This is a genomic window from Collinsella sp. AM29-10AC (genome assembly GCF_003469085.1).
In the GTDB taxonomy this organism is placed as follows: domain Bacteria; phylum Actinomycetota; class Coriobacteriia; order Coriobacteriales; family Coriobacteriaceae; genus Collinsella.
This window is the reverse complement of record NZ_QSKB01000029.1, coordinates 1-13,840: the sequence shown is the minus strand read 5'-3', so window position 1 is coordinate 13,840 and position 13,840 is coordinate 1. Positions and strand designations below refer to the sequence as shown.

The 13,840-nt window shown below is 60.7% G+C and carries 7 protein-coding genes; all 7 read right to left on the bottom strand.

Annotation, left to right across the window (positions count from 1 at the left end):
- Positions 1 to 26: 26 nt before the first annotated feature.
- Entirely contained in the window at positions 27 to 2,126 is a 2,100-nt protein-coding gene (gene fusA / locus DW754_RS09130) for an elongation factor G (RefSeq protein WP_022094183.1), read from the bottom strand.
- A gap of 19 nt (positions 2,127 to 2,145) precedes the next feature.
- Positions 2,146 to 2,619, bottom strand: a complete 474-nt coding sequence (rpsG, locus tag DW754_RS09125) for a 30S ribosomal protein S7 (RefSeq protein ID WP_006235013.1) — start codon at positions 2,617 to 2,619, stop codon at positions 2,146 to 2,148.
- Positions 2,620 to 2,692: 73 nt separating this feature from the next.
- Positions 2,693 to 3,070 (bottom strand): 30S ribosomal protein S12, encoded by a 378-nt coding sequence (gene rpsL, locus DW754_RS09120; protein ID WP_006235012.1) that lies wholly within the window; start codon positions 3,068 to 3,070, stop codon positions 2,693 to 2,695.
- A 681-nt stretch (positions 3,071 to 3,751) separates the two neighbouring features.
- Complete coding sequence (locus tag DW754_RS09115; RefSeq protein ID WP_117759494.1) at positions 3,752 to 4,828, bottom strand: DUF4179 domain-containing protein; 1,077 nt, start codon at positions 4,826 to 4,828, stop codon at positions 3,752 to 3,754.
- On the bottom strand, positions 4,779 to 5,297 hold the full coding sequence (locus tag DW754_RS09110; protein WP_233508924.1) for an RNA polymerase sigma factor: 519 nt from the start codon (positions 5,295 to 5,297) through the stop codon (positions 4,779 to 4,781). Before DW754_RS09110 ends, DW754_RS09115 begins: the two co-directional genes overlap by 50 nt.
- Before the next feature lie 201 nt (positions 5,298 to 5,498).
- Positions 5,499 to 9,977 carry a DNA-directed RNA polymerase subunit beta' gene (locus DW754_RS09105; RefSeq protein WP_199411484.1) on the bottom strand — a complete coding sequence of 1,493 codons (4,479 nt, stop codon included), beginning with the start codon at positions 9,975 to 9,977 and terminating at the stop codon, positions 5,499 to 5,501.
- Positions 9,978 to 9,983: 6 nt separating this feature from the next.
- Positions 9,984 to 13,412, bottom strand: coding sequence for a DNA-directed RNA polymerase subunit beta (locus DW754_RS09100; RefSeq protein WP_006235007.1), 3,429 nt, complete (start codon positions 13,410 to 13,412; stop codon positions 9,984 to 9,986).
- Positions 13,413 to 13,840 lie beyond the last annotated feature (428 nt).

Genomic DNA, 13,840 nt, shown 5'->3' with positions numbered 1-13,840 from the left:
CGGATTACGTAACAGGGAGCTCGAACTTAGGCGTTCTTGCTCATGACCTCGTCCACGATGGACTTGGGCGCGGGCTCATAAGAGTCGAACTGCATCGTGTAGGATGCACGGCCCTGGGTCTGGGAGCGAAGGTCGGTAGCGTAACCGAACATCTCGCCCAGCGGCACCTTGGCACGGATGAGCTTGCTGTTCTTGCGATCCTCCATGCCCTCGATCTTGCCGCGGCGACCGGAGAGGTTGCCCATAACGTCGCCCATGTACTGCTCGGGGGTCTCGACCTCGACAGCCATGATCGGCTCGAGCAGCTGCGGGTCGGACTTCTTGAGGGCGTCCTTGATAGCCATTGAACCGGCGATCTTAAAGGCGGCCTCGGAGGAGTCGACCTCGTGGTAAGAACCGTCGAACAGGGTGACCTTAACGTCGAGGACCGGGAAGCCGGCGATAACACCGGTGTTCAGGGCCTCCTGGATGCCCTTGTCGATGGACGGGATGTACTCCTTGGGCACGACGCCGCCAACGATAGCGTTGACGAACTCGTAGCCGAAGCCCTCCTCCATCTTCTCGAGCTTGATGACGGCGTGGCCGTACTGACCGCGACCGCCGGACTGACGGACGAACTTGCCCTCAGCCTTCTCGACGTCGTGACCAGCGGTCTCGCGGTAGGCAACCTGGGGCTTACCAACGTTAGCGTCAACCTTGAACTCGCGGAGCAGACGGTCGACGATGATCTCGAGGTGCAGCTCGCCCATGCCGGCGATGATGGTCTGGCCGGTCTCGTGGTTGGTGGACACCTGGAAGGTCGGGTCCTCCTCGGCGAGCTTGGTCAGAGCCAGGGACATCTTGTCCTGCTCGGCCTTGGTCTTGGGCTCGATGGCAACGTCAATAACGGGCTTAGCGAACTCGATCTTCTCGAGGACGATCTCCTTGCCCTCGGCGCACAGGGTGTCACCGGTGGTGGAGTTCTTGAAGCCGACGCAAGCGACGATGTCGCCGGCGGCAGCGTCGTCACGGTCGATACGCTCGGCGGCGTTCATCTCGAGGATGCGGCCGAGGCGCTCGCGCTGACCGTTGGAAGCGTTGACAACGTAGGAGCCGGACTCGGCGCGGCCGGAGTAAACGCGGACGTAGGTGAGCTTACCGACGAACGGGTCGGTCATGATCTTGAAGACCAGGCCGGAGAAGGGCTCGTCGAAGGAAGGATGACGCTGAATCTCCTCGCCGGTGTCCGGATCGGTACCGGTGACGGCCTCGACGTCAAGCGGGCTGGGCAGGTAGTCGACGACAGCGTCGAGCAGCTCCTGAACGCCCTTGTTCTTGTAGGCGGAACCCACGAAGACGAGGTTGAGCTCGTTGGCCAGAACGCCCTTGCGCAGAGCAGCCTTGAGCTCCTCGACGGTGAAGTCCTCCTCCATGAGGATCTTCTCCATGAGCTCGTCGTCAAAGCTGGCAGCAGCGTCGAGGAGCTCCTCGCGCTTGGTGGCAGCGATGTCGGCAAACTCAGCCGGGATCTCGTCCATCGGCTCGGGGTAGGTCATACCCTTCTCGTCGGCCTTGAAGTCCCATGCAGTCATGGTGACCAGGTCGATGACGCCCCAGAAGTTGTCCTCGGCGCCCATCGGGACCTGAGCGGCCACGGCGTTGGCGTCGAGACGATCCTTCATGGTCTCGATAGCGTTGAAGAAGTCAGCGCCCACGCGGTCATACTTGTTGATGAAGGCGATGCGGGGGACGTTGAAGGTAGAAGCCTGACGCCAAACGGTCTCAGACTGGGGCTGAACGCCGGCAACGGCGTCGAAGACGGCGACAGCGCCATCGAGGACGCGCAGGCAGCGCTCGACCTCGGCGGTGAAGTCAACGTGGCCCGGGGTGTCGATGATCTGGATGCGGTAGTCCTTACCGTCCTTGTTCCAGAAGCACGTGGTAGCAGCGGAGGTAATGGTTACGCCGCGCTCCTGCTCCTGAACCATCCAGTCCATGGTGGCAGCGCCCTCATGGACCTCACCGATCTTGTGGGTCTTACCGGTGTAGTAAAGAATACGCTCGGTCGTGGTGGTCTTACCGGCATCGATGTGAGCCATGATGCCGATGTTACGGGTATCGGAAAGCTTGTACTTAGGCTTAGCCATGTTAGTTCCTTACCTTAACTTACCAACGATAGTGAGAGAACGCGCGGTTGGCCTCGGCCATCTTGAAGACGTCCTCACGCTTCTTGACGGAAGCGCCCAGGCCGTTGGAAGCGTCGAGGATCTCGTTGGCGAGACGCTCGGCCATGGTCTTCTCCTTGCGAGCGCGGGAGAAGTTGACGATCCAGCGGATACCTAGAGCGGTGGAACGACGGGAGTTGACCTCCATCGGGACCTGATAGGTAGCGCCACCGACACGCTTGGGCTTAACCTCGAGCGTGGGCTTGACGTTGTCCATAGCCTTCTTGAAGGTAGCGAGAGCGTCGCCACCCTCGGACTTCTCGGCAACGATCTCGAAAGCGGTGTAAACGATGCGCTCAGCGGTGGCCTTCTTGCCGTCAAGAAGGACCTTGTTGATGAGCTGAGTCACCAGGCGGTTGTTGTAAACGGCGTCAGGCTGAACCTCACGACGATTAGCTGCTGCACGACGCGGCATGTGAAATCTCCTTAAGTGTCTACCGTGCGGCGCTTAGGCGGCACACGGCGAAAGTATCAAAACGTTATCTGGCTTATTTAGCCTTGGGGCGCTTAGCACCGTACTTGGAACGGGCCTGCATACGGTTCTGGACCGGAGCAGCGTCGTAGGCGCCACGGATGACGTGATAACGGACACCAGGGAGGTCACGGACACGACCGCCGCGGACGAGCACGATGGAGTGCTCCTGCAGGTTGTGGCCCTCACCCGGGATGTAAGCAGTAACTTCGATGCCGTTGACAAGGCGAACACGGGCAACCTTACGAAGAGCCGAGTTCGGCTTCTTGGGGCTCGTGGTGAAGACGCGGGTGCACACGCCGCGCTTCTGGGAGTTGTGCTGCAGAGCAGCGTTCTTGGACTTCTTGGGCACGGAACGACGGCCCTGGCGAACCAGCTGGTTAATAGTAGGCAAAGCGTACTCCTTCTCGAATGATTCCAGCTTTCTGTAAAGTGCAACGGCTTGAATCGAGGGGTCAGCATCCCCTACGAAACACGCAGTTCGATAGGATACGTGGCGTTAGCTGTGCCGTCAACAGACCACGCCGCCGGGCGTATCCCAAAATTGGCACATTTCCGCAAAGCCTACACAAAAGGAATCCCCTCCTGTGCGCGGGGGCGGATTCCCGGGCCGGGCGGCACAGGGGTTAAGTTTGCTGCTCTACAGTCCTGGCTCGCACGGAGGCCACATTAAGTGGCCTCCGGCTCGTGCGGAACTCGCGACAAACTTAACCCCTGTGCCGCCCGGGCCGGGGATCCGACGTGCTCGTCGGGGCAACGTTACCTGCCAAAAAGGGACAGGTTTATTTTGGTCGGTTTTATCTGGGGAAACGTCGCGCTCCAACGGTGATCTGCTCTCACCTGTCGCATGGAAATCGGCGGCGCTTTCGGAAGTATGCGGCAAATTCTGGACCCGCCGAGCGCACCGGGGTTTTGCGATAATAAACCCGCAGGTAGAGCGCTTGAGCATATACGGTGTGGTCGACCCATCAAGATTTTGCCGCATACTTCAGGAATGCAGGCGAATATCGTGCGGTCTAACCGCCCATTTACCGCAAAGAAGGCCGCTTCCCCTAGTAGAAAGCGGCCCCAAATCTTACGAATAGACGATGGTAAAGGGTTCCGACGTTTCGGCGCCCCCTGTTGAAGTGCAGCGTGTGCCTTCGAGCGTTACTGAAACCACTTGGTCGACATCAATCAACTTCGTTGGCACCCAGATGTTCTCTCCGCTATTGCGCGTATAAGAAAAATATAAGTTGAACGCCCCTGCGTCGTCATCTTCGATAATCTGCTCCGATCCATCCTTGTAGGTAACCGTCAACTTCTTCGTGACTGCGTCAATGCCCAGATCATCGATGTGCGTCTGAATGGAAAACGGGCTGATCTCGAGAGGCGTGTCATCGGAGCGGAGTTCCTTAGTATCGACGTACGCTCCAACGCTAAACTCGGGTGTCGATGCCTCGAACGGCTTCGCATCCTCTCCTTCGCCCTCGGTCCACGAGATATTCCAGGTGACCGCATGTTGAAAACCTCGCTCGCGATCCATAGAAGCAAAGTACATCGTGCCATTAATGACCGTGTCACTTGATGTGTCCTTATCAATTGTGCTGCGTGTGTCAGCCCATTCCTCGCCGAAGTTCATGCTGGGTGTACCGATGCCTTGTTCTTCTTCACCATAGAGAACAAGTTCGCCTGTCTCTGCTGCCGGCTTGTAGTAGTTAACACCATTTGGATTGGACAGCGTAAACGTCACAGCACCGCAGCCGTTTTGGTCGATAGCCATATCATGAATGTCGAGTGTATAGCCGTTGCCCTCGACGGACAGATTGACCTTCTGGACTGCACCCTCCAGGCTTTGGGGCGCGATACCATCACCAAACTCTCTGGTGTAGGTATATTTCGTCCCCGACGAGCCGCCATTTGTCCAGGTAACGGACTCTCCGTTGCCATGGTTTCCCCAGGCAGAGGCAAAATAACTGGAATTGACGACGGCGTAGGCGACCCCTCCGGTCGCCAGCACTCCGGCAAGACATCCGATCACGGCAACATACAGAGGCTTCGCGTGGCCCTTTCGATGAAGCGGCTCACCCGCAGCAGCATCAATAACACGGTCGGCAAGATCGCTATCGGCTTGGATGGACTCGAAGGCCTGCTTGATTTGATTGGATTTCACGGTCGCCCTCCTCTAGGATGAATTTGAGCTTCGATCGACCACGAGCTAAACGCGTTCGAACGGTCGCGGCTGGCACATGCAGTAACTCGGCAATTTCTGAAGTCGAGAAGCCCAGATAGTAATAGAGCACGATAGGAACACGGAATCGCTCCGGAAGTCGCATAACGTCTGACAGGACCGCCTTGGTCTCCTCCTGCGCCGTCGAAAGCGAATCGGCCAGATTCTCAATATCCTCCACGCGCCTCCACGGCTTTCGAAAGAGCGATTTGCATTCATTGATCGTGACCCGGATAAGCCATCGACGAAGATGCTCCCAGTTTTCAAATTGCGCGTCGCTTTTGAGCAACTTAAGAAAGACGTCTTGAGCGACATCGTCGGCGTCAGCGCGATCACGCAGATACGTCAATGCGATCCGAAACACGACATCCCGGTGGTCTTCGACCGCCTGTCTAAAAGCTTGTTCTTCCATAATCACCTCCCGGTGACATTAATGGTTCTCGATGAGGCCCTCACCATAGATACGCTCTTGTCGGGCGAAATGTTTCAAATTCAAGCATGAAAAGCCGACCAAAATAAACCTGTCCCTTATTGGCAGGTTTTCTTCAACGAAAAAGACCCGCTCCCCTGTTGGGAAGCGGGTCTTTGGAAGGGCGGTTAACGTACTAGGAAATTATTCCTCGTCGTTGTCCTTGGCCTCTTCGGCGTCGTCGGTGTCTACGAGCTGGTTGAGCAGCTCGTCGAGGGAAGCCATGTCCTCGTTGATGGCACCGTTGGCGGGAGCCTTCTTGTCGTCGATCGGGGCGCCCAGGAGCTCCTCGTCGGCGTCGGCGTGATGCGTCGGCGTGGCGGAGGTGCCCAGCAGGATGTCGTCCGGACCGTCGGGGCTAAAGACCATCTGCAGCAGCTGCGAGAGGTCTTCCTCGTCGGCAACGTCGTCGTTGTTCTCGAGGATGTAGAGCAGGTCGTGGGCCTCCAGGCCGTCGCGGAGCTCCTCGATCGCCTTGGCACCGATGCCATCGATGCGCAGCAGATCCTCCTCGGACTTGCCGACTAGGTCGCCGACCGTCTCGATGCCGACCTCGCTGAACTTGTTGGTCCAGCGCTGCGACACGCCCAGGTCGTCGAACAGGTACAGGCGAGCCTTCTCGGCGGAGATGGTGTGGCCGTTGCGGGTGAACGAACCGTCAGCACCACCGAACTCGTCGTAGCCGGCCCAGTCGAGCTGCTGCGGGAGCTGCTCGTCCAGGTCCTTGAGCTCCACAGGAGCCCACTCGGGCAGCGACTTGGCGTTGGGCGAAGCCGGGCCATCGATGTCCACGTAGCCGTCGGCCGTACGATACGTCAGCTTGGCGTTGGCATACGGCTTGAGGCCGGTACCAGCCGGGATCTTCTTACCGACGATGACGTTGGACTTAAGGTCGAGCAGGTGGTCGACCTTGCCCTCGATGGCAGCCTCGGTAAGGACACCGGCGGTGCGGATGAACGAAGCGCTCGACAGCCAGGAGTCGATGTTGGACGCGACCTTGAGCGTACCCAGGATGACGGGCTCGGCCACGGGAGCCTGACCGCCCAGACGGGCAACGCGCTCGACCTCGTCGGCGAACTCGTAGCGGTCGACGTACTGACCAAGCAGGTACTTGGAGTCGCCGGGGTTGGTGATCTGAACGCGACGCAGCATCTGACGTGCGAGCACCTCGATGTGCTTGTCGTTCAGGTCGACGCCCTGGCTGGTGTAGACGTCCTTAACGCTCTCGACGAAGGTGTGCATCGTCGACTCGATGTCGGTCAGCTTGCGCAGGTTGCGGAAGTTGACGAAGCCCTTGGTGATCTGGTCGCCGGCGCGAACCTCGCAGCCGTCCTCGATCTCGGGCATAAAGCGCACCGAAGCGGGGACGCGACGCTCGTCGAGGACTCGGGTGTGATCCTCGGAGTCGGTGAGCGTCAGCACGTACTCGGACTTCTCGGGCTTAATCGAGAGGTGACCGGAGTACGGAGCCAGCTCGGCCTCGCGACCCAGGATCTTCTCGTTGACGTTGCCGACGATATCGAACATACGGCTGACCGTAGGCAGACCCTGCGTAATATCGTCGACGCCAGCGACGCCGCCGGAGTGAATGGTACGCATCGTAAGCTGCGTACCGGGCTCGCCGATGGACTGGGCGGCAATAATGCCGACCGCGGTACCGATGGCGACCGGACGACGGGTGGAAAGATCCCAGCCGTAGCACTTCTGGCACACGCCGTACTTGGAGCGGCAGGTGAGCAGCGCGCGGAGCTTGACCTTCTTGAGGCCCGCATCGACCATCTTCTGGATGTCGGCGACCTTCTCGATGTAGCCGTCCTGCTCAAAGAGCACGGTGCCATCGGGAGCCACGACGTCCTCAATGAAGCAACGGCCGACGAGGTCGGTGTTGAGGTCGGTGGTGCCGGGGATGATGAGGTTGTAGGTGACGCCCTCGTGCGTACCGCAGTCCTCCTCGCGGACGATGACGTCCTGGGCCACGTCGACCAGACGACGGGTCAGGTAACCAGAGTCCGAGGTGTGGGATGCGGTATCGACCAGGCCCTTACGGGCGCCGTAGGTCGAAATGAAGTACTCGAGCGGCAGCAGGCCCTCGCGGAAGTTCGCCTTAATGGGAAGGTCGATCGTCTCACCGGACATGTCTGCCATCAGGCCACGCATGCCGCCGAGCTGACGCAGCTGGGTCTTAGAACCACGGGCGCCGGAGTCGGCCATCATGTAGAGCGGGTTCTCCTCGTCGAACATGTCGAGCATGAGCGCTGCAACCTTATCGGTACAAGCGGTCCACTCGTTAACGACTTCGATGTGGCGCTCCGTCTCGTTGATGAAGCCCTCCTCGAAGTACTCGTTGATCTGGTCGACGTTGGCCTGGGCGCGGTCGAGCAGCCCCTGCTTCTCGGCAGGGATGAGAGCGTCCCACACCGAGATGGTGAGGCCGGCGCGGGTAGCGTAGTGGAAGCCGGAGTACTTGATGGCGTCGAGGATCGGGCCGACCTTGGCCTCGGGGTAACGATCGCAGCAGTCCGCAACCAGCTTAGCCACGTCGCCCTTGACCATCTTGTAGTTCATGAACTCATAGTCTTCGGGCAGGCACTGGCGGTTGAAGATGATGCGGCCGATAGAGGTCTCGAAGCGCGCGGTCTTGTTGCCGGTGACGTCGTAGTCAACAAACTCGTTCTTGCCGTTCTTGACGCGGAAGATACGGGTGCCGTCCTCGTTGATGACGTTGGCGTTCTCGGCGGACACGCGGACCTGGATCTTGGCCTGCATGTCGACCTCGGAGCGGCAGTCATAGGCGTGCAGCGCGTCGTCGAAGCTCGAGAACACGTGGTTCTCGCCCGGCAGACCGTCGCGGACCTGGGTCAGGTAGTACACACCGATGATCATGTCCTGCGAGGGGATGTTGACCGGCTTGCCGGATGCCGGCGAGCGCAGGTTGTTCGCAGAGAGCATGAGCACGCGAGCCTCGGCCTGAGCCTGGCTGGACAGCGGCACGTGGACAGACATCTGGTCGCCGTCGAAGTCGGCGTTGAAGGGCGAGCAGACCAGCGGGTGCAGGTGGATAGCCTTGCCCTCGACCAGCACCGGCTCAAAGGCCTGGATGGACAGACGGTGCAGGGTCGGTGCACGGTTGAGCAGCACGACGCGGCCGTCGATGACCTCTTCGAGGATGTCCCACACAAAGGTGGCACCACGGTCGATAGCGCGCTTGGCGCCCTTGATGTTCTCGACCTTGCCAAGCTCGACCAGGCGCTTCATGACGAAGGGCTTGAAGAGCTCCAGCGCCATGGTCTTGGGCAGACCGCACTGGTGCAGCAGCAGCTTGGGGTCGGTAACGATAACCGAACGGCCGGAGTAGTCGACACGCTTACCCAGCAGGTTCTGACGGAAACGACCCTGCTTGCCCTTGAGGGCCTCGGCGAGCGACTTGAGCGGGCGACCGCCACGGCCAGAGACCGGGCGACCACGACGGCCGTTGTCGAACAGGGCGTCCACGGACTCCTGGAGCATGCGCTTCTCGTTGTTCACGATGATCGCAGGGGCGTCCAGGTCGAGCAGGCGCTTGAGTCGGTTGTTACGGTTGATCACGCGACGATACAGGTCGTTGAGGTCGGACGCGGCGAAGCGGCCGCCGTCGAGCTGGACCATCGGGCGCAGATCGGGCGGAATGACCGGGATGACGTCCAGAATCATGTTCGCGGGGCTGTTGCCGCCCTTCAGGAAGGCGTCAACGACCTCGAGGCGCTTGACGGCCTTCTCGCGCTTCTGCTTCTGGGAGTCCTCGTCGGCGATGATGGCCTTGAGCTTCTCGGCCTCGGAAGGAAGGTCGATGGCAGCGAGCAGGTCGCGGACGGCCTCGGCACCCATGCCGCCCTTGAAGTACATGGAGTAGTAGCGGGTCATCTCGCGGAACAGCGGCTCATCGGAGATGAGGTCGCGCTCGGTGAGCTTCATGAAGGCGTTGAAGGCGTCCGTGCGGAGCTGCTTCTCGTCCTTGCACTCTTCCTCAATGTCGACGATGCCAGAGGCGATCTCCTCGGGGGTCAGCGGCTCCTCGTCGGAGAACTCGTCAAAGTTCTCGGGGTCGCCCTGCTCCTTGAGGGACTCGATCTGGCGGGCGCACTCGGCATCGATCTCTTCCAGATCGGCGGCGAGCTCCTCGCGCAGGTCGTCGGCGTCGGCCTCGCGGGCCTCATAGTCAACCTCGGTGATGATGTAGCTGGCAAAGTACAGAACCTTCTCGAGGTCCTTGGACTTGATGTCGAGCATACGGCTCATCGGGAAGCTCGTGGGGCTCTTGAAGTACCAGATGTGGGACACGGGAGCGGCGAGCTCGATGTGGCCCATGCGGTCGCGACGCACCTTGGCCGAGGTGACCTCGACGCCGCAGCGCTCGCAGACGATGCCCTTAAAGCGGATGCCCTTGTACTTGCCGCAGGAGCACTCCCAGTCCTTGGCGGGACCGAAGATCTTCTCGCAGAACAGGCCATCCTTCTCGGGCTTGAGGGTACGGTAATTGATGGTCTCCGGCTTCTTGACCTCACCGTGCGACCAGGAACGGATCTGGTCGGCGGAGGCAAGGGAGATCTTTACCGAGTCAAAATCAGTAGCTTCGAAATCTGCCACAGTCAACTACTCCTTATCAGTGGTCGTGGCGGCGACAGCCTCGGGTGCCTCGGCGGTCTCGGCATCCTCGGCCTCGACGTCGGCGTCAACGCCGGCGAGCGCAGCCAGGTCGTCGAGAGCGGAGGTCTCCTCGGCGGTCACGGGGGCGGAGGCGTCCTCGTCGGCATCGTGCATGGGCTCGATGTCCAGTGCGAGGGAGCGAATCTCCTTGACGAGAACCTTGAAGGACTCGGGGATACCCGGGACCGGAACATTCTCGCCCTTGACGATGGACTCGTAGGTCTTGACGCGGCCCACGGTATCGTCGGACTTGACGGTCAGGATCTCCTGCAGGACGTTGGAAGCACCGTATGCGTACAGTGCCCAAACTTCCATCTCGCCGAAGCGCTGGCCGCCGAACTGGGCCTTGCCGCCCAGAGGCTGCTGGGTAACCAGGCTGTAAGGGCCGGTCGAACGGGCGTGGATCTTGTCGTCGACCATGTGGCCGAGCTTGAGGATGTAGGACGTACCCACGGTAATGGGCTCGCGGAACTCCTCGCCGGTGCGGCCGTCGAACAGACGGGTCTTGCCGCGCTCGTCAAGCTGGGTGACGAACTCGGGACGCATGTGATCGCCAAAGGCAGCGGTGGCCTTGTTGAGCATGTTCTTGTTGGCACGACGGATGACCTCGGCGATCTCGTCCTCCTTGGCGCCGTCGAAGACGGGCGTGGCGGTGAAGAACGGACCGGGGACGTACTTGTCGGAGTCGGCCTGCTCGGTATCCCAACCGCAGGCAGCAGCCCAGCCAAGGTGGCACTCGAGCAGCTGGCCGACGTTCATACGCGAAGGAACGCCCAGCGGGTTGAGAATAACGTCGATCGGGGTACCGTCAGCCATGTAGGGCATGTCCTCGACCGGCAGAACGTTACAAATAACACCCTTGTTGCCGTGGCGGCCGGCGATCTTATCGCCCTGCTGGATCTTACGACGCTGGGCGACGTAGACGCGCACCTGCTCGTTGACGCCGGGGGCCAGGTCGTCGCCGTTCTCGCGGCTAAAGCGGACGACGTCGATGACGCGGCCGTAAGCGCCGTGAGGCATCTTAAGGGAGGTGTCGCGGACATCGTGCGCCTTGGCACCGAAGATGGCGCGCAGCAGGCGCTCCTCGGCGGTCAGAGCGCTCTCGCCCTTAGGCGTGACCTTACCGACCAGGATGTCGCCAGGGCCGACCTCGGCGCCGATACGGATGATGCCGTCCTCGTCGAGGTTGGCAAGCATGTCCTCGGATAGGTTCGGGATCTCGCGGGTGATCTCCTCGGGGCCGAGCTTGGTGTCGCGGGCGTCGATCTCGTGACGGGTGATGTTGATGGTCGTCAGCAGGTCCTCGGCCACCAGGCGCTCGGACACGACGATACCGTCCTCGTAGTTAAAGCCTTCCCACGGCATGTAGGCCACGGTGAGGTTCTGGCCCAGTGCGAGCTCGCCGTGATCGGTCGAAGGACCGTCAGCCAGAGGCTCGCCCTGCTCAACGGTGTCACCGACGCGCACGAGCGGACGGTGGTTGATGCAGGTGGACTGGTTGGAGCGCTGGTACTTGGCCAGGTGATACTCGTCCATGCCGCCGGCATGCTTGACGATGATCTTGGCAGCGTCGGCAAAGATGACCTCACCGGCGTTCTTGGCCAGGGTGACCTCGCCGGAGTCCAGAGCGGCGCGACGCTCCATGCCGGTACCGACATAGGGAGCGGCAGGGTGAACCAGCGGCACGGCCTGACGCTGCATGTTAGCGCCCATCAGCGTACGCTTGGCGTCGTCGTGCTCGAGGAACGGAATCAGCGTGGCTGCAACGGAGAGCATCTGACGCGGCGAGACGTCCATGTAGTCGACGTCCTCGACAGGCACGTCGGCGGGAGCGCCGAAGGAGCCGTCGAAGTCGCGGGTACGGGCGATCACGGTGTGCGGACGAACGATCTTGCCCTCGGCATCGGTCGTGATGAACTCGTTGGTCTTGGGATCGAGCGGCGTGTTGGCCGGCGCGATGACGTGCTTCTCTTCCTCGTCAGCGGTCATCCAGTCGATCTGATCGGTGGCAACGCCGTTCTCGACACGACGGAACGGGGCCTCGATGAAGCCATACTCGTTGACGCGGGCGTAGAGGGCGAGCGAGCCGATCAGGCCGATGTTGGGGCCTTCGGGGGTCTCGATCGGGCACATGCGGCTGTAGTGCGAATTGTGAACGTCGCGGACGGCCGTCGGCACGTTGGTGCGGCGGCTGGAGCCGGACTTGTGGCCGGCAAGACCACCAGGGCCGAGTGCGGACAGACGGCGCTTGTGGGTCAGACCGGTCAAGGGGTTCGCCTGGTCCATGAACTGCGAGAGCTGCGAGGAACCGAAGAACTCCTTGATGGAGGCCACGATCGGGCGGATGTTGATGAGCGACTGCGGGGTGATCTCGTCGATGTCCTGGGAGCTCATGCGCTCACGGACGACGCGCTCCATACGGCTCATACCGATACGGAACTGGTTGGCGACGAGCTCGCCGACGGTACGGATGCGGCGGTTGCCAAAGTGGTCGATGTCGTCGACCTTGAAGCCCTGCTCGCCGGCAGCGAGGGACAGCAGGTAACGCAGCGTCGCGACGATATCCTCGTCGGTGAGCACCGTGACCTCTTCCTCGGTGGTGAGGTTGAGCTTCTTGTTGACCTTGTAGCGACCGACGCGGGCCAGATCGTAGCGCTGCGGGTTGAAGAGCAGGCCCTCGAGCAGGCTGCGGGAAGCATCCACGGTGGGAGGCTCGCCCGGACGCAGGCGACGGTAGATCTCGATGAGGGCGTCCTCGCGGGTGAGGGCGGTGTCGCGCTCCAGGGTGCGCTTGATCACATCGGAGTTGCCGAGCAGCTCGATGATGTCGTCGTTGGTGACGGCGATGCCAAGGGCGCGCAGGAACATCGTGGCGCTCTGCTTGCGCTTACGGTCGATGGAGACCATGAGCTGGTCGCGCTTGTCGACCTCAAACTCAAGCCAGGCACCGCGGGACGGGATGATCTGGGCCTTGTAGATCTGCTTGCCCGAATCCATCTCGGAGCTGTAGTACACGCCCGGGGAGCGGACGAGCTGCGAGACGACGATACGCTCGGTACCGTTGATGATGAAGGTGCCCTGATCAGTCATCATGGGGAAGTCGCCCATGAAGACGAGCTGCTCCTTGATCTCGCCGGTCTCCTTGTTGGTGAGACGGACGTCGGTCAGAAGCGGAGCCTGATAGGTCATATCCTTCTCGCGGCACTCCTCGACGGTGTGCGCGGGGTCGCCGAACTGATGCTCGCCGAAGGTAACCTCGAGAACATGGTTCTGGCTCTGGATGGGGCTGGATTCCTTGAACGCCTCACGAAGGCCCTCGTCCTTAAAACGCTCAAAGGATTCCCTTTGAACAGAGATAAGGTTGGGGAGCTCCATGGCCTCCGGGATTTTCCCGAAGCTGACGCGCTTGCGCTCAGTGGCAGTGTATGCGTAGGTCACCAGGTTTTTCCTCCTTCACGGAAATGCTCGGTGGGTTGGCGAGGCATAGCTTCGCCAGTTATCGCAACCTAATAGTTTATCAGGTACCGACCGTTGGGCAAGAAAAGCCTTGACGCAATTGAGTTTTTGGAGTAGCAAAGTTTTTCGATAGAAAAGGTGCAGGTAGATACGTATGTATCGAACACCTGTTCATATATTTTCTGTGAACGAGACTGCTGGTGCGGACCGCTGAGTGACGGAATGGCGGCGAGGGTCGATCAAGCGGAAACTGCGTCCCGTTTTGAGGCCTCAAACTGGGACGCAGTTTCCGATTGAGGGTAGCGCGCAGAGATGTGGTGTAAGAGGCGGGGCATGCCCCGCCTCCG